The sequence below is a fragment of the Streptomyces sp. NPDC051578 genome (assembly GCF_044454045.1).
GTDB lineage: Bacteria > Actinomycetota > Actinomycetes > Streptomycetales > Streptomycetaceae > Streptomyces.
The window spans coordinates 76906-94267 of record NZ_JBITDH010000015.1; the positions used below are offsets into that span (position 1 = coordinate 76906).

General features: G+C 65.4%; 15 protein-coding genes and 1 pseudogene. 12 read left to right on the plus strand and 4 right to left on the minus strand.

Annotated features, from left to right (window positions below):
- Positions 1-25: 25 nt before the first annotated feature.
- The 5 genes from ACIA6C_RS32195 to ACIA6C_RS32215 all read left to right on the plus strand — a co-directional run bounded on the left by ACIA6C_RS32195 (position 26) and on the right by ACIA6C_RS32215 (position 6856).
- Positions 26-211, plus strand: coding sequence for a class II lanthipeptide, LchA2/BrtA2 family (locus tag ACIA6C_RS32195; RefSeq protein WP_190186649.1), 186 nt, complete (start codon positions 26-28; stop codon positions 209-211).
- A gap of 99 nt (positions 212-310) precedes the next feature.
- Positions 311-3133 (plus strand): type 2 lanthipeptide synthetase LanM, encoded by a 2823-nt coding sequence (lanM, locus tag ACIA6C_RS32200; RefSeq protein ID WP_399281229.1) that lies wholly within the window; start codon positions 311-313, stop codon positions 3131-3133.
- Positions 3133-5295, plus strand: coding sequence for a peptidase domain-containing ABC transporter (locus ACIA6C_RS32205; RefSeq protein WP_399281230.1), 2163 nt, complete (start codon positions 3133-3135; stop codon positions 5293-5295). The genes lanM and ACIA6C_RS32205 overlap by 1 nt, the downstream gene beginning before the upstream one ends.
- Positions 5296-5303: 8 nt before the next feature.
- On the plus strand, positions 5304-6074 hold the full coding sequence (locus tag ACIA6C_RS32210; RefSeq protein ID WP_399281231.1) for an ABC transporter ATP-binding protein: 771 nt from the start codon (positions 5304-5306) through the stop codon (positions 6072-6074).
- Positions 6071-6856 (plus strand): ABC transporter permease, encoded by a 786-nt coding sequence (locus tag ACIA6C_RS32215; RefSeq protein ID WP_399281232.1) that lies wholly within the window; start codon positions 6071-6073, stop codon positions 6854-6856. The genes ACIA6C_RS32210 and ACIA6C_RS32215 overlap by 4 nt, the downstream gene beginning before the upstream one ends.
- Before the next feature lie 76 nt (positions 6857-6932).
- On the opposite strand, the gene ACIA6C_RS32220 is transcribed toward ACIA6C_RS32215, so the two are convergent.
- Positions 6933-7112 (minus strand): hypothetical protein, encoded by a 180-nt coding sequence (locus ACIA6C_RS32220; protein ID WP_399281233.1) that lies wholly within the window; start codon positions 7110-7112, stop codon positions 6933-6935.
- Positions 7113-7160: 48 nt separating this feature from the next.
- Positions 7161-7760: a LuxR C-terminal-related transcriptional regulator gene (locus ACIA6C_RS32225; protein ID WP_399281234.1), complete on the minus strand. Its 600-nt coding sequence runs from the start codon at positions 7758-7760 to the stop codon at positions 7161-7163.
- A gap of 628 nt (positions 7761-8388) precedes the next feature.
- On the opposite strand from ACIA6C_RS32225, the gene ACIA6C_RS32230 reads away from it, so the two are divergent.
- The 4 genes and pseudogenes from ACIA6C_RS32230 to istB all read left to right on the plus strand — a co-directional run bounded on the left by ACIA6C_RS32230 (position 8389) and on the right by istB (position 12966).
- On the plus strand, positions 8389-9681 hold the full coding sequence (locus ACIA6C_RS32230) for a penicillin-binding transpeptidase domain-containing protein (RefSeq protein ID WP_399281235.1): 1293 nt from the start codon (positions 8389-8391) through the stop codon (positions 9679-9681).
- Positions 9682-10328: 647 nt separating this feature from the next.
- Positions 10329-10502 (plus strand): hypothetical protein, encoded by a 174-nt coding sequence (locus tag ACIA6C_RS32235; RefSeq protein ID WP_399281236.1) that lies wholly within the window; start codon positions 10329-10331, stop codon positions 10500-10502.
- 279 nt (positions 10503-10781) lie between these two features.
- Positions 10782-12199 (plus strand): annotated as a pseudogene (istA, locus tag ACIA6C_RS32240) (IS21 family transposase).
- Positions 12196-12966: an IS21-like element helper ATPase IstB gene (gene istB, locus ACIA6C_RS32245; RefSeq protein ID WP_399281237.1), complete on the plus strand. Its 771-nt coding sequence runs from the start codon at positions 12196-12198 to the stop codon at positions 12964-12966. The pseudogene istA and the gene istB overlap by 4 nt, the downstream one beginning before the upstream one ends.
- A 15-nt stretch (positions 12967-12981) precedes the next feature.
- Here istB and ACIA6C_RS32250 read toward each other — a convergent pair whose 3' ends face one another.
- Positions 12982-13380 (minus strand): hypothetical protein, encoded by a 399-nt coding sequence (locus ACIA6C_RS32250; protein ID WP_399281238.1) that lies wholly within the window; start codon positions 13378-13380, stop codon positions 12982-12984.
- Between the two features lie 1659 nt (positions 13381-15039).
- On the opposite strand from ACIA6C_RS32250, the gene ACIA6C_RS32255 reads away from it, so the two are divergent.
- Genes ACIA6C_RS32255 through ACIA6C_RS32265 form a run of 3 tightly spaced genes read left to right on the plus strand, consistent with a single transcriptional unit; the run spans position 15040 to position 15874 of the window.
- Positions 15040-15228 (plus strand): type II toxin-antitoxin system Phd/YefM family antitoxin, encoded by a 189-nt coding sequence (locus ACIA6C_RS32255; protein ID WP_399281239.1) that lies wholly within the window; start codon positions 15040-15042, stop codon positions 15226-15228.
- A gap of 35 nt (positions 15229-15263) precedes the next feature.
- Positions 15264-15623, plus strand: coding sequence for a hypothetical protein (locus ACIA6C_RS32260; RefSeq protein WP_399281240.1), 360 nt, complete (start codon positions 15264-15266; stop codon positions 15621-15623).
- Complete coding sequence (locus tag ACIA6C_RS32265) at positions 15620-15874, plus strand: hypothetical protein (RefSeq protein ID WP_399281241.1); 255 nt, start codon at positions 15620-15622, stop codon at positions 15872-15874. The genes ACIA6C_RS32260 and ACIA6C_RS32265 overlap by 4 nt, the downstream gene beginning before the upstream one ends.
- 868 nt (positions 15875-16742) lie before the next feature.
- On the opposite strand, the gene ACIA6C_RS32270 is transcribed toward ACIA6C_RS32265, so the two are convergent.
- A complete protein-coding gene (locus ACIA6C_RS32270; protein ID WP_399281242.1) occupies positions 16743-17048 on the minus strand; it encodes a hypothetical protein in 306 nt (101 codons plus the stop codon).
- Positions 17049-17362 lie beyond the last annotated feature (314 nt).

Sequence of the window (17362 nt, forward strand, 5' to 3'; positions counted from 1 at the left end):
AACCCACCTAAAGAGAGGAACCATCATGGGCGACATCGCCATGAACGACGCCACCGGGTATGTCAGTGCCGAGGAACTCATCGAGCTTTCCGAGGCACCCGACTCCCTGGCCGCGGGCTGGACGCCGACCATCATCACCACCGTCGTCGTAGGGGCAAGCGCCGCGATGCAGGGTGGCTGCCCCACCAGTGCCTGCACCAAGCGCTGCTGAACCAGCCACACCAGTGAGGGACAGGTGCCCCGGAAGGAGAAGTTCCGGGGCACCCGCTCCACACCCTCCCATCAAAGACGAAGGCAAGAGAGTGCAAGCGTGCAATTGAGCGATGTGTTCCTCGACAGACTGGTGAAGCGCATCACCGAGGAGAGGACAGATGTCTTCGGCGCGTTCTATGCGCCATACCTGTCCGACTGTGCTCGGCGCATTGCCGGGCTTGCGCGTGCAACGCCCTCCCTTGCCGAGGTCGCAGACCTCGCTGGCGTGGCAGAGTCCACCCTGCGTTCTTTGATGAGTGCCTGCGTGACGACCGGAATCCGGACCCTCATCGCCTCCCTCCACTCGGCGGACATGAGCTACGAGGTGTTCCACGCCCACGTCGCCGACGCGCCCGGCCGCAACGCCATACTCGGCCGCTTCCCCGAACTCGACCGGCTTCTGAACCTCAGCGTCGACCGTGCAACACGCACCGTTGAAGACGTTCTGCACGCCGTCGTCGCTGCAGGCCGGCCGCTGGACTCCCTGCTCGGCGGGCAGGCGAAAATCACCGCGCTCACCCCTGGGCTCGGCGATGCCCACCGAGGCGGCCGGACCGTGTGCCTGGCAGTACGCGAAGACGGCACCCGGGCCGTGTACAAGCCTCAGCAAGACAACTGCCAAAAGCTCCTGGACACCCTCCGCGCCCTGCTCGACCCGGACGCCACGTTCTTCGGCCCGCTGTGCCCGCGCTCGCTCGTTCAACCAACCCACGTGTGGCAGGAATTCGTCGAGCACACCGACCTCGACGGAACAGAGATGCAGAGCTCGCGCTACTTCCGGCGCTTCGGCCGAGCCGCCGCCCTGCTCAGCATGATCGGCGCCACAGACCTGCATCACGAGAACGTCATCGCCAGCCCCGACGGCCCTCTCGTCATAGACACCGAGACCCTCGTCTCACTTCCTGGGGCTGCTCCCGGAGCGTCCCCCTCGGCGATCTCCACGCTTAACCTCGACATAGAACAGTCGGTCCTCAAGACCGTCCTCCTTCCCACCCGATACACCGGAGCAAAGCTGGACGTCGACATCTCGGCGATCGGCTGCATACGTCCCGGGACGTCCGAAAACCTGTACTCATACCAGGTCGTGGGCGCGGGCACGGACGACATCCGATTCCAACGCACCCAGGTCCTCATCGAACACGGCTCCAACATGGCCACCGTGGCCGGCGAACCGTTGGACCCCCGGGACTGGACCGACGACATCGTCGCCGGGTACCGCGAGGCCCGCGAACTCCTCCAGGCCCACCAGGAGCGTGTGGAGGCAGCTATAGCCAACTCCGACGACTGGGCGGTGCGCCAGGTCGTCCGTCCGACCTACGTGTACGCACGCTTCCTGGAAGCATCCACCCACCCCGCTTACCTGGGAAACAAAAAAGTCCGCGCAGAGCTCCTGGGCAAACTGCCTCACCACTACCAGGGCGCCGCGCCGGAATCGGCGCAGACACTGCACCAGGATGAGGTGGCCGCGCTCCTCGACCTCGACATCCCCTTCTTCACTGTGGACTGTGACTCCACACTGATACAGGGCAACCTCGACCGTGAGATTCGCACAGCCGCCGGCAGAACACCACGCCAGTCCGCGCTCGCCGCCGTCCGCTCCTTCTTCGCCCGCCCCGCCGACCGGGACCCCACCTACATCCGATACGCACTGGCCTGTTCGGCCGATGACGCCTGGGAGCCAAGCAGGACCCGGGACGCCGACAGAGGGTCCCGCCGCACAGTGTTTCCCGACCTGACCGATCCCAGGGCCTGGCATGCCACGCTCCGCGACCTGGTGGTCGGAACGAATACCACACCCACCTGGCTCACGCCCCAGCTACAGGGCGACGGGCTGAGCCTGGGACCAGTCGACACGACCCTCTTCGGCGGCGGCGGACTCCTCATACACCTGGCGGACACCGATGCTCGCACGAGCATCTCGACCCTCGGCGTGGACATCGCGCGAGTCTGCGACTCTGCAATGCCCGCAGAATTGGTGATAGACGGGTCACCGCTGTCCATGTCCCCATACACCGGGGTTCTCTCCAACCTCGTGACCGACTGGGAGATCCGCCGGCTCCGCTCTCCCTCCGCGCGGTTCCCTACAACCCTCACCCTCCAGCACGGAGCAGCGCTTCCTGACATCGAAAGTCTCACCGCCGCAGATTTCGACTACCTGAACGGCTACAGCGGCTACCTCGTCTACCTCGCCTCATACCAGAGCCACGGCGCGCCCGAGCTGATGGGCATCCCGCCCGAGCGGCTGCTGCAACGCCTCGTCACCGTCGACGGCGACCCCACAACACATCCCGGCGACGAGCTCGGCCTCGCACACGGCAGGTTCGGCCGGATCGCCGCGGTGAGCGCCCTGGTCGCGAAGGGCTTGGACGACGGCAGCGGCGCACGCGATCATCTGGAGCGGTTCGCCCACGCCTACGGGCGCCACCGCTGGCAGGACGCGACCCTTCGTGACCGAACCAAGGGCAGCGGTTGGTGCAAGGGCTACGCGGGTGTCGCGTACGCAGCGGCCGGACTCCTGGCATCCACCGGCGAATCGAACGGACGCATCCGGGAGGCCATCGCCCCCGAGATTGAACGCCTCATCGCGCATGACCCCGGCTCGGATATCGGCCCCGACATCAGCCTCTGCCACGGAGTCGCCGGCCGCATCGCGGTCCTGTGCGACCTGGCTGACCGGCTCGACTGGCCCGAGTTGCGCTCCGAGGCGGCGACGCTGCACACCAGCTTCCTACACCGGTACGCAGAGGGTGGCTGGACCTGCGGTATTGGTACCGAGCCCCACCTACCCTCCTTCTTCCTCGGACTTTCCGGCTGGTTCGCGGCCCAGTCGATGCTCAACCACCCCGGGCGCAGTCTTCCCATCTTCCAGGGAGGCCACTAATGGCAGGCAGCATCCGCAGGACCCGACGGGTTCGTGAGGTCCAGCAGTTCGCCCAGTCCGAGTGCGGGCTGTGCTGCATCGCCATGGTGTTGTCGGCGCACGGCTCCCGCGATTCGGTGGCTGCCCTGCGACGACAGCACGAGGTAGGCCGCGACGGGCTCACCATCAAGGAAATCGCGTCAATCCTACGCGGGCGGGGGTTCACCGTTCGGGCCTTCAGGGCCGGCGCACAGCGCCTCGGGGAACTCAAACTCCCCATCATCGCGTACTGGGACGACAGCCACGTCGTGGTCGTCGAGGAAATCAACGATCACCACGTCACCGTTGTCGACCCGGGCAGCGGACGCCGGAAGTACTCGGTCGAGGAGTTCGAACTCCACTACTCAGGCCTGGCACTCGAGGCCGAACCAACGGCAGATCATCAACCCGAACAGCATCGCGAACCCAGCGTCTGGCGAGAGTTCCTCCAAGCGCTGACAGGCGCCCGGCGCCCGCTGCTCCAGGCGTTCGTCATGTCCCTTCTGCTGTACGCCTTCACCGTTTTCATGCCGATCGCCACCCAACACGCGGTCAACGACTACGCGGGATACCTCGAGAAGACCCCCATTGCCCTGGTCGTGGCGGCCTTCCTCATCCCCATGACAGTCTTTTTCCTCATTTCGCTGCTTCGTGCGCTGTGTCTGGCCGCAGTAATCAAGAGCCTTGGCAAGGCGATGATGGGAAGAACTTTCAAACGGCTGCTCGAACTTCCTTACAAGTACTTCGCCAACCGCTCGCAGGGCGAACTCTTCTACCGGCTGTCCAGCATCACGTCCGTACGGGACATGCTCTCGAGCCAGTTGTCGGCTGTACTGCTGGATCTGGGCAGTCTAATTGCCATCTTCGGCTACATGTTCTATCGCTCGTTCACCCTGGGGGCAACAGCTTTCGTGGTCTTCCTGACCATGCTCGCTGTCGCCGTGACCACGTACCGCCCCATCCGCCGAATCACCGAGAGAGAGATCACTGAGACCACGAAGTCGTCTTCCCTCCAGATGGAGGCGCTGTCGTCGATCGAAACCCTGAAGGTCTCGGGGATGACAAAGACCTTCTTCAGGGACTGGGAGAAGGTATACGAGGCCGGCATGGAACAGACCCGACGCCGGATCGTCCTGCAGGGTATCGCGACCAGCGGCTATTCGGTATTCCAGGTATTCGGCCCCTTGCTCGTGCTCGCAGTGGGTCTCTGGCTCGTCCTTCAAGGTTCGCTGGACCTCGGCTCTGCCGTGGCGGCGCAGACACTCGCCGCGACGAGTCTCGGAATGGTGATGTCGCTATCCGGTGCCTTCACCCAGCTCATTACCGCGAACGCGCAAGTGGCCCGAGTCGGGGACATCCTTCACCAGCCACATTCCCCAGGTGCTTTTGGCGACCGCCCGGTCTCCATGCAGGGTGCGGTCCGTCTGGAAGGGGTGGCCTTCTCCTACCCGGGCACCAGACAGCCTGCCCTCACCGACATATCGATCGACATCAAACCCGGTCAGCGCATCGCCGTGGTGGGCAGTTCAGGATCGGGCAAGAGCACGCTTGGAAAGCTCCTGATGGGTCTGTATCCCGTCCGGGCCGGCGACATCGATTACGACGGAGTCTCACTTCGGGAAATCAGCGCTGAGAGCTTCTACCAAAAAGCCGCGTATGTACCCCAAGATACCGTGCTGAGCAATCGAAGCATTGCGGACAATATCCGGTTCGGCGTGCCCGACGCCACCATGGAAGCAGTGATCGAGGCCGCGCGGCAGGCACACATTCACGAAGACATTCGGGCGATGCCGCTGGGCTATCACACACCTGTACGTGAAATGGGCAGCAGCCTCTCCGGCGGCCAGCGCCAGCGGATCGCCTTGGCGCGAGCTCTGGCCCGGAAACCCCGGGTCCTCGTCCTCGACGAGGCCACAAGCGCATTAGACACCATCACAGAGTCCAAGATCGCTGCCGCCTTAGACCGGTTGGAGTGCACCCGAATCATCATCGCTCACCGTCTGTCGACCATCGTAGGCGCCGACCTAGTGGTGGTTCTCGAACACGGCAGGATCGTCCAGACCGGACGGCACGAGGAACTGATATCCGAAGCCGGCCCGTACCGGGATCTGGTCCGCTCCCAGGTCAACCTGACCACGGCCTGAGGAGAGACATGACAGAACAACAAGAATACATGGAACGAACAACGCCAGTGAAAGACAATAGCCATGTAATCGAGGTCCGCGGACTGCGCAAGAAATTCCGAGGACGGACCGCCGTCGACGGGATTTCCTTCGATGTGCCAGCAGGTAGAGTCACCGGTTTCCTCGGCCCCAATGGAGCGGGGAAGACCACAACCCTCCAGATGCTGCTGGGACTGATCCGGCCCACGGAAGGAACGGCACTCCTATGGGGACGCCCCTACCGCGAGCTGCAAACTCCTACTCAAAGGATCGGCGTCAGCCTGGACGGCGGAGCGTTCGTCGGCGGCCGGACCGGCCGCGGTCACCTGCGCTGCTACGCGCCGGCCGCAGGATGCAGCCCCGAACGGTTGGACCGACTTCTCGCCGAAACAGGGCTCGCCGAAGCGGCAGACCGTCCCGTGTCCGGCTACTCAACCGGTATGAAGCAGCGCCTCTCCCTGGCAGCCGCACTCCTGGGCGATCCGGAACTGCTGATCTTGGACGAGCCGAGCAACGGCCTGGACCCGGAGGGAATGTTGTGGCTCCGGACATTTCTACGGAGGTTCGCCGCCTCAGGCAGGACGGTCCTCCTCTCCAGCCACCTGCTCAGCGAAATGGAGCAGACCGTAGACGATGTCCTGCTCATGCATCACGGGAAACTACTAAGCAGCGTCCCCCTCGACCATCTCCTGACACAGGGCGAGCGCCTGGAGTCAGCCTTCATGCGCCTGACGCACGCCGGAGAGGGAACACAGACATGAGCACGCAATTGCGGTCCGAAATACGGAAACTCACTTCCACCCGACTGTGGTGGATCCTGCTGCTCGCCATGGCCATCGGCAGCGCGGGCATCACCGCACTCGTCGTATTCGCCGGCCTGAACGCACCCCGCAGTCCACTGGACTTCAACACGGCGGAAGGCGTCGTTCCCGCTTACAACATCGCGCTGGCACTGACCTACATCTTTCCACTGGCCATCGGAGTAGTCCTCGTCACTCAGGAACACCACTCCCGCACCATAACGGCCACACTGCTGGCCGAGCCTCGCAGAGTACGCGTATACGGCGCCAAGATCGCGGTGGGACTCTGCACGGCATTGTTGTACGGAGTCGTTTCGGTCGCCTCCGGGGCACTCGTGACAGCCGCGCTACTGACTGGACATGGACAGTCCTCGTTCCTCACGCACACCAGCGTCCTTAGCGCCTTGGCCGGCAGCGTCGTGGTGCTGACACTCTGGGGAGCCATCGGGGTAGGCGTGGGGGCGCTCGTACGCAACCAGGCGGTCGCGATCGTCGGCATCCTCGTGGTCACGCAATTCTTGGAACCTGCCCTGCGAGTCCTCTCATCCTCACTGGGCCACTCGGCCGTGGCCCACCTCCTTCCTGGGAGCGCCGGGGACCTCGCAGGCGGAGGAACGATCATGTCGGCCGCTACCCAAGCGACCGGCGGGACACAAACTCTCGGCTTTCTGGTTCTAACCTTCTACGCGCTGGCTATCTGCGCCCTGGGCGCCGTTCGTTTCGCCCGCTATCAGGTCTCCTGACCACAGCAGGAGGGCGACCGCCACGCATCGCATGTCGGTCGCCCTGGGGTTGCTGTGTCCTTAATTTCTGGCCGGTCTACTCCACATTTCCTGGAGTTCCCCTTTTTTTGAGTGTGACATTGACACCCCCGAGCACCACAGCAAGGAGGAGGGGAATCACGACGGCAGTCGTACTGTCCCCAAAGAACGGGGCGGTCAAAGCAAGGACAAGCAGAAATCCCACCGCCGCCCACCGGATCGTTTCTTGCTTCTTCATACGGTCTCCTTCATTTCCTACTGCGGCTTCACGGCTCTCGTCCGGAGATCATCCGGCGACGGATCTCCGGGCTGCCAACTGACTGCGGTCCCGGCATCCGGTCTTATGTAGAATGTTCGACACGTGAAATTTCACCGTGCTTTCGGCGATGTACAGAGCGCCGGAGATTTCGCTGTTGTTCATTCCCTGAGACACCAGGGACAAGACCTCGTGCTCCCGCGCAGTCAGGTGCGGAGCAAGCCCTGACGTCCGGACAGGCCGATGAGGCGTCGTCTCCATAGACGGCGCCCTGCGCAGCAGAGGACGTACGAGAGTGGGCGAAATCCACCCGTGTCCCGTCGCGACCTCGTGGACGGCCTCCAGAAAGGCTTCATCCAGATCATCACGGTCGACTATGGCGCGTACATCCACCTGCGATGGGCTGTGATAACGCATACCGCCCCCATACGTCAGCACCACAACCGGGACGGATTCACGTATCTCGTCCAGGCGGTCACCATCGACGATCAGCAGATCGGATGGCGGGAGGATGCTCCTGTCTTCCACGTCGAAGGAGTCCCACCCTCGCTTGCTGACGAGTCTCCTTATCCTCCGCCGCAATGACAATCTGGCCACCATGAGGCCGACCACTATGCAGTCGTTTGCCATCCAGTCCCACTTCCCCCGTGTGTTCGCCCGCACGGTCACCCCGTCGGGGATCCTGCGCGGCAGGCGATGGTCAGGCGCCCTGATGATCCTATCGTTTGCAGGGAAAAGGCAGGGGTCAGCTGTGCCCTTAAGGGCAGCGGGGGCGACTATCCAGCCATTCGACGGACCGAGGCCGTCCAGGCGATGCCATATGACTGCCCGCGATCTTCCAGGGGACGGCCCCGTACTGCTGCCCTGGTCACATCGGCATGCCCTCGGCAAGGTTGGCGGAAAAAAGACGGAGGCTGGGTGGCGAGGAACCACTGCAGCTACCAGCAAACGCTGAAGGCGCCACCGCGGTATCCCTGGAGTCCGAGACCGGCCTGCTCGTCATCTACCAGTTCACCTACGGGCCGGCGGGCGAAATGATCCTCCCTCGCCCCGACGTCTACGAGGGCGACGCCACCTGGCACGGACGGAAGGCGACTGCCGCCTACCACGACACGATCCTCCGGCGAGCTGCCGAGGAGCAATGGACCCCGGAGCAGATCGGAGCAGCATGGAAGAGGTGTCCGGCTTCCGAGCAGTGGAGGCAAGCGCGGTGACGCAGCCAGTCGGACATGGGTGATCTTGTTTCTAGGATGGCCTCATGCCCGTACCGTCACGGCCCCGCGTCGCTGTTCTCGTCACGCTGCTCACCCTGGTGTCAGCCGATCTGTCGGGGTGCTCCTCGGAGCACCCCGACGTGCACAGGGTGAATCCGTCCGGCGCGGCGGGGACGGCGGAGGCGAAACCGCCCGCGCCAAAGCCCGCGGCGGCGCCCGGTGACATCCTGGTGGGCGGCCGTCCTGTGACCGGTACGGTTCCCTCCGGGCACGCCAAGTTCCCGTTCCGGCGGACCTACACGGACGGTGAGTTGTATGCGCCCGTCACTGGCTACCGCTCCTTGGCGTTCGGAAACACCCAGCTTGAGAGCATTCGGCGGGAGGACCTCGATGCCGGTAAGGACGTGGCGACCACCATCGATCCGCTGGTGCAGCGGGCCGCATTCGACGCGCTGCGCGGCCGTACCGGTGCCGCCGTCGCCCTCGACGCGCGGACGGGCGAAATCGTTGCCCTGGTCAGCACTCCCAGCTACGACCCCAACTCCTTCAGCGGCTACGCCACCTCCGACGCCAAGGCATGGAAGCAGCTCAACGCGGACGCGGGCAAGCCCCTCTACAACCGGTCTCTGCGCGACCTCCACAACCCAGGCTCCGCCGCCCACATCATCGTGGCGGCCGCTGCCCTGGAGAAAGGGCTGCTCGCGTCGGTGGACGCGCCCACGCGCACCCCGGCCGTCCACACCGTCCCGGACAGCTCGGTGCAGTTCTCCGGCGACCCCGCCCACTGCACCGACGCGAGTCTACGCGCGGCCCTGCGGCATGCCTGCCAGAACGTCTTCGCCCGCCTGGCCACCAACCTGGGCGCGGAGACGTTGGCGGCCACGGCAGAGAGCTTCGGCTTCAACACGGAGCAGATGGACACGCCAGCGAGGGCCTTCGAAAGTAGGTGGCCCCGGCAACCGGGCAACGCCGCGCAGCTCGCGCTGACGGCGAACGGCCTCTTCGACACGACGGCCACCCCCCTGCAGATGGCGATAGTGATGGGCGCGATCGGCAACGGCGGGAACTGGGTCTCTCCCCGCATGGTGACCGATCCCAAGACACCCGCGCCCAGTCGGCGTGCGGTCTCCGAGCACACCGCGGAGCAATTGCGGCTCGCGGTCGGCAGCTCGGTGAACGCGTGGGTGCCCTCAGCGTCGGGCACCTGGGCCATGGCACACACCCAGGCTCGGGGCGGCAGCCACCTGGCCGTGGCCGTATTTCTCTCGAGTGGCGCCGACGCTACTGCGGAAGCCGCTCAGATTGCCGAGAGGATCGTTAAGGCGGCCAAGCATTAGCCGTCAAGACGCCGTACGCAGGCTTCCATATCTTCGGCAAGGATCCAGGCATGACTGGTAGTGATGCGCGACCGGTGTTCGATGCCTTCGCCCGCGTTTGCCAGGACGACCCGGCTGAGGGACGACGCCTGTGGAAGGCCGCCCGCGCCGCCGAACATACCCGCGCCGACAGGCAGGGGAGTTTGAGGACGTGGCCGACAAGGTCGTCCAGGTCTACTCCCATCCCGAGGTCATCGAGACCGTGGGAGAGCTGCGCCGAGCGATGGTCCACTTGCGGGCGCGTGATGGCCAGCCCTCCCTCGCCGAACTGCAACGGCGAGCCGGCCAGGCCCCCGACGGCAGATACCGGCTGCCCAAGAGCAGCCTCGGCGCGGTCCTGCGCGGCGACGCTGTCCCCACCCGCCGGCACGTCGTCGCTTTCGCGCAGGCCCTGTGGGTGTCGCGTCGCAAGGTCGCCGAGTGGGGCAAGGTATGGGGCCGGACCGTCGGTGAGGCCGGGTCGAAGCCCGCGTCCTACCGCAACAACGCACCGACAGGCACCTCGGCACCGGATCGGACCTGCCCGGGACCGTCCGGACGCCCCCCGCAGGCGTGCCGAACCGCGTGCTCGGTATTAGGACGTCAGCGGCTTCATCAACTTCTATGTCGTGGCGATGATGGAGGAGACCGACGTCGTGCCCGTCTACAGCACCTACTGCCAGCCCTACCTGAGCCGCCTCCCCCGGTTTCTGCGCGGGCCGCACCGGTTCCGGACTCCCCATCCGCGCCCCCGCCGCTACACGCCGCCCGACCCTGCCCTGCGCCAATTCCTCGCCTCCTGACAACCATCCACCAACACGGCTCAGCCAGCCCTTCACCCGCTGGTCAAGCGTGGCGACGGCCGGAACCAGCGGGCCGCTCCTGACCCCGCACCTGCTGGGGCCAAGTCCCCCTACCCACCCATGCAGTCCGCGCGATCACTCCTCGTCTTGGCGGATGTCGGCTTACAAGTGAACGTGCAGAGTCCCGTACGGCTGAACGTACAGAGTTCTTGCTGTGTCCGGTGTCGGTGACCGGCACGCTGGTGCCTGTTGTGTCCGAGGCGGTAGATAGGGGCGGCTGTGGTTCTGGACCCGCAGCGGTGGCTGGAGCTCCGACGTTTTCGCGGTCTGGTGGAGTCCGGCGCGATGAGCGTGTCGGAGGTTGCCAGGGAGACCGGGCTGAACTGGCGGACGGTCAGTAAATATCTGTCGGCCGAGGGGCCGGCGGGGCCGCCGCGGCGATCGGTGAATGGCCAGACACACAAGCGGGTGGTCGACGAGGTGGCGCCCCTGATTGATGCGATGCTGAGGGCCGAGGTCTTGATGAAGGCCGCGGTGATCCACGAGCGGCTGGCCAGGGAATACGGATTCACCGGCAACTACCAGCGGGTCAAGCTCTATGTCCAGGAAGCCCGCCCGAGGATCGCCGGGGAACTGGGCATCACGCCGCGGGAGCTGGCGGGCTTGCACCGCCGGTTCGAGGTGATCCCAGGCGCCCAGGCTCAAGTCGACTGGGGCGACGAGGGAAAGATCCTCGCTCACATGGGCATTGAAAAGGTCTACTCCTTCCACATGGTCCTGTCGTACTCCCGCGACCCGTTCTGCTGCTTCACCACCAGCCAGGACCTGGAGACCTTTTTCGACTGCCATCGGCGGGCGTTCGCGCACTTCGGCGGGGCGCCGATGACGATCGTCTACGACCGCGCCAAGACTGTCGTCCGCCGCCATGTTGCCCCTGGTGAGGCCGTTCCGCTGCATCCGGAGGCAGTCGGGTTCGCTGGCCACTACGACTTCGACATCGATGTGCTGGCCGCCTACCGGCCCACTGGCAAAGGCCGCGTCGAACGCCAGGTCCTCATCGTCCGCGACCACGTCCTGTCTGGCCGGTCCTTCTCCTCCCTCGAGGAGATGGACGCGGCGTTCACCGCCTGGGTGCCGCACCGGCGGGCCCAGATCCACAAGACGCACCGGGATGTCATCGGTGAGAGGGCCGCCCGCGATCACGCGGCCCTCCGCCCGTTGCCGCCCACCCCGTATCTGGTGGCCGAACGGCATCTGCGGCCGGTCGGCAAGGACTGCCTGGTCGCCTTCGCCGGCAACCTCTACTCAGTGCCAGCCCACAAGGTCCGTCCCCGGCAACTGGTGGAGATCCGGGCCACGAAGTCACAGGTCATGCTGCACTCAACAGCCCCGGAAGCGGCGGGGAGACGCTGCTGGCCATCCACCAGCGGGCCGTTGGCCGCGGAGTCCGTGCCGTTGACGAGAAGCACTGGGACGGCCTGCCCACCGGCAAGGGACGCCGGACCACCACCGGAGACGTCCCCGCCCAGCCCCGCCGCGAGCGTCCAGGCAGCGGGGAAGCCGGATCGCTGCAGGCCCTGCTGAACCGGGCCGCGGCCACCCGCGTTGAAGTTGGCCGCCGACCGCTGTCGGTCTATGACGAACTGACCGGCACCCGCCCCTTCACCACCCGTTCCCAGAGCAAGGAATCGTCTTGAGCGAGCTGACCGGCAACCGTATCCGCACCACGGCCGCCAAGCTCGGCCTGCCCCACCTGGCCGACGCCGTCAACGAGTACTCACGGCGGGCCGACGAGGCGAAGATGGGTTACCTCGACTTCCTGGACCTGGTCCTTTCCGAGGAACTGGCTGTCCGCGACGACCGCCGCTTCCGCCAGGGCCTGCGGCTCTCCCGGCTTCCGCACTACAAGACACTCGACGAGTACGACTTCTCCTTCCAGCCGGAACTCGACCCGCGCAAGATCAAGGACCTCGCGACCCTGTCGTTCGTGGAAGCCAAGGCCAACGCGGCCCTCCTCGGGCCGCCAGGAGTCGGCAAGACCCACATCGCGGTCGCCCTCGCGGTCGCGGCCTGCCGGGCTGGCTACTCGATCTACTTCACCAGCCTCGACGACATGGTCCGCAACCTCAAGACAGCCGAGACCGCTGGCCGGCTGACCAGCAAACTCGGCACCTACCTCCGGCCCAGCGTCCTCGTAGTCGATGAGGTCGGCTACCAGCCCCTCGAACGCGCTGAGGCGAACCTGGTCTTCCAGGTGATCTCAAAGCGTTACGAGAAGGGCTCGATCATCCTCACCTCGAACAAGACCTTCAGCGAGTGGGGCCAGGTCTTCGGCGACGAGGTCCTCGCCACGGCGATCCTCGACCGCCTCCTGCACCACTGCGAAGTCGTCGCGATCAACGGCCCCAGCTACCGGCTGAAGAACCGCCTCAAGGCCATCGAGCGCGAGACGGAAGTCGCCTGATCCAAAGTTTCAGGCCTACCCCAGTTCCTCGCCCGGCGGGATGAAGGCATCGGCGCTGTCTGCATCGTCAACATGCCCGTGAGCATCCATCGTGATGGCTGTTGCCCGGCCCTGCGAGGTGATCAGCCACGCGAGTACCTGTTCAGTCAGCGGGGTCTTCCCGGGGCCCTCGTCCTTCCAATGCGCCCGCCACCCACCTCCAGGCACTGCTGCTACGACCTGGTCGGCCTTCTCAAGGTGGGAGAAGTCCTCGTAGTCCGTGACGGGGCGCATGGCGCCTCGCTTGGGGTCGACGACCAGGGCCGTTCCGGTGGCCCGGTCCCACGCCTCCACCCGCACCATGCGGCCGATCTCAGACTCAGTGCCATTGAAGATGGCGGTCCAACCGGTCTGATTGAAGTAACGAAGATCCACCGACCCATCATCTCGCACCGCAGTTACGGCGAATCGATAATTATTTGCTCTGCACGTTCATCCGTACCCACCTCTGCACATAGGTGAGTACGCCGACAGCGGAGCACGTGATCAGATGAAGGCCGCCTCCATGTCCGGCGAATCCTCAGGCGAGCGAACCCGTTCGAGGCACCGTTCGGCCTTGTGGCACCATGTGCGGTATGACGACCAACCGAAAGGTCCATGCCGAGTAGACGGCCAGGACGCAACCGGGCGGGAACCCCGGACCCGCAGCAGTCACAGCACTCAAGGCCGGCCATCGACCGCCTTTCTTCGCGAGCGCTGTCCGAGATCGTTCGCCTTGAACGCACGCGGAACTACCTCCAACCGGGGGACATCAGTGCGGCATTGCGTCTGTGGAAGGACTACGTCCACAGGCCCGCGCGCGAGCTCTGGCACGACGACGAGTTCGGCAACATGCACTGGTACTGCTGCGGCAACCCTCTCGAAGGTCGTGCCCTACTCGACGGCGTGATCCGAGCAATGTCGCCGCGCGGGGCCCGCGAGCTCCGCAAGATCATCGAAGAGCTCGACACCTTCATGGGGCCGCCCGACCGAGCCACAGACCGCCCAAGACAAAGAACTAGCTGAGCTTGCTTGTTCTCTATCATCTGGCGCTCCTGGAGTGGCGCGGGGAGAGTAGGCGGCATGACGGACAGTTCCGGCCCTGTTCCTGCGGACGTAGACGACCGCCAGGCGGTAGAGCGCATCCTTGGTCGTCCTTTGAGCCAGACATGGCCGACGGGTGCACTGGCACCTGGCCCCCGGGTCAGGGTCGTTCGTGCTCAGGACTGGGACGGTCCTTGGCAGGTTGAGTTTGCTGGAACGATCGATGCCATGGGGGCACCCGAACCCAACGAGCATGCCAGGCACCCATTGGCGAGTTGCTGTACTGGGTCACCTTTGACGCGCCGCAGTACGACAGCGGCGGGGATGGCCGCTATTGCAAGGCCCAGATCTGGCGTCGCTACCTGAGGGCCGAGCCGGAGCCCGAAGCATAGACATCCCGCACGGCATGTTGCTGCGCTCGAATCATCCGTCGAACTAGGCGCGTGAAGGGGGAACGAAGGAGCACGATACGTGGATGCTGCCGTGGTCGTTGACGTAGCCGATGTCTGCCGCGTCCAGCCGCGCGTTGGTGGTCATGGCCTTGCGGATGCCGCGGTGGTGGTGCCACTGCCGGCCAGCAGGCCCGGGGACGGTGCCTGCGGGCGGTGGTGTCCTCGGCGTGATCAAAAACGAGAATGCCGGCGTCTGGGTGGTGGCAGACCCGGACCGCACGGGCGTGTATGCCACGAACCCCTTGCGGACAGCATGTCGGTGATCGACACCGCGACGCTCACCCGTCGGGTCGGCCTCAGTGCGGCCTGCACGGCCAGGAGCGCGACTGCTGCGACGGTGGTGGTCGCGGCCAGGATAGGGGCGACGGTGACAACGGCTGCTTCGGAGATCCTTGATCTTCCGCCTTGTAGCGATGCTTTTTCCGGCCCGGTGACGGTCCCGATCCCGCTTTGTCTCGGTGGGGAAAAGGGGCACGGCAGGGCGGGCGAGGGCGGGTGTTCTGTCTGGCGGTGGCTGGGTCGTGTATGGCAACTATGAGAGTTGTTATAGGTTGGGGGTATGGAGACCAGGACCTACACGACAATCGATCTCCGCAAGGGCATGGGGGAGATCCTCGACCGCACCCGGATCGCTGGCGAGGCCGCGGCCATCACCCGCAAGGGCAGGACCGTCGCTTACCTGGTTCCGGCGGAGTGGTTCGAGCAGATGACCGCGCACATCCAGGCCCACCGGCCGGACGCCGCCTGACCCGTGGGGCCAGGACTTCAGGAGAGCAGCTCGTCATGACCGCAGAGCCCGTCCACTTCCACGACCAAGTGCCCGGCCGCATCCCACCGATGCCCGAGCGCACTCCCCAGGCGCTGCGCCTGGCTATTCAGGAACACGCTCCCCATCTCCTGCCTGATTTTGAGGCGCACTGGCGGCGCGTGATCGCCGACGCGTTCAGTGTCACCCCTGTTCCGGCGTTCATGCGTTTGTGGTGGACCCAGTACGCGATCGCCCGTGACCCGGCACTCGAAGAGCACCTGCGCGATCTTGAGGCCCGCGCCGGGAAATGTGAGGATCCTGGTGAGTCGGGGCGTCTTTTTGAGGAGTACAGCCGGCTGCGGCATGAGGCGGCTGCCCTGGAGCCCGGTCAGTGATCGATGACCGGCTCGGTCCGCCCTGGCAGATGGACTGGACGAAAAAGGCCTGGGAGGACTTCCAGAGCATGCCGCCTGAGGGGCGGCAACTGGTGATGGCGGCCCGAGCGGAATTGATCACCGTTGATGATCCCTACTTCCGGGGGATCGACGCGGACGCGTCCTTGCCGCACTGGATCACGGTCCGCCCGCTGGCTTCGACGAGCCCGTCCGGGCCTCACATCGCCGACCTCGCTGGCGGCCGGGGCTGAATCATCTTCACCTTCATCCGCCGCCAAGCCGACCCGCAGATCACCGTCACCGAAGCCTTCTGGGCCTGAGCCGCCTCAGAAAGCGCGAATGGGCACCGGCCGCCGAAGTCAACATTTCGATAGCGAAGCCGGGGAACGGCAGCCGCCCCCGTTCCCTGCTGTCGGACCTGCATTGCCGTCCAGCCACGCGGGCGGCAGCTCCGCGGCGTCCTATTCCTCGCGCAGGGCCTGCGAGCGCACCAGGCATACGGCATCCGATCGACACCGCCGCAGAGACAGGGGCGCTCATTCCGGAACCGGACACCGTCCGCAGGCGCGGGCCCGGGCGGAGCGGATCCCGATGGAGGTGGCGCCCACCGAACTGCAGGTCCAGGCCGTCACGAGTACCGATCTCCGCTCCGCCACGGCGGCCCCCGCACCACGATCCTAGTGGGCGGCGGCGTCGCGCAAGGCATGATGTGCGTCCACGTTCCCCGCGGTGCCACGCCGCGCTTGGTTGTCCATGGGGCCCCAGGGGCTGTCCTGATGAGGCGTTGCTTGGCTTCTGCTGGTCAGACCGGTCGTGCGCGGTTTGTAGGGACAGTCTGGTGCGGTGTAGGTGGTGTCACCGGGATGAGTTGAGCGGATAGGGACACGCGGTGTCGCACAGTGGGGCTGAGTAGTCGTCATGCCTGTGGCGTGGGGTTGGGCAGGTTGTTGAGCAGTGCGCAGTTTCACCGATCGTTGGCACCGGAGCGTGGCGGGTCGGGCGCTGTGCAGGGAGTCCTCTAGCCCATTTTCAATCCGGCGAGGAGAATGAAGCAGTCAGCCGCTTCCCGGATCTTGTATGGTCTCCGGTGTCTGGCGTACCGGGCAGTCTTGGCGACTGTCAGGTTGTTGGTGTTCCGCTGGTGTTTGGGGTTGGGCTGACCGCGGACCACCAGGCGATCAGCCGGTCGGCCGTTGCATCGGTTTGGTGGTCGACTGGATCCAATCCGAAGTGGTCCTCGAGGTCGTACCAGAGGAACTCACTGATCTCCGCCCGCGTGGTGCCATGGTGGAGGCGTTGGAATAGGGGGGCGAGCATGCAGTCGTACTCGTCTTGTGAGAGGTAGGCGACGCCGAGTGGATCCCACTCGTTGAGCAGGTAACGCAGGTTGTTGAACAGCAAGGCCGGCGGAGTCCAGGGAGGCATCAGTCCAGGTTGCCAGCCAGGGGCGATTGCCGCCGCCGATTATCGCGGACTCTTCTTCAGTGCGGCAGCTGGCAGGACTGGGGGCCGGGTGCTGCCAGCCGCCCGCGGAGCGGGCTTGCCCTGGAGGCGAAGCCGGAAGGGCCCGAGTGGGGGAGCGGAGCGGACCCGCTTAACGGGCCGTAGGCCCGGACCCCGTGAAACGGGGTCACTCAGGCCTGTGGAGCAGGCCGTTCGGAGTGGAGCGAAGCGGAATCTCCGAACTGTCCGGAGCGAAGCGCAGGGCTCCGGCCTGAAGGGCCGGCTCTAGGACCGCG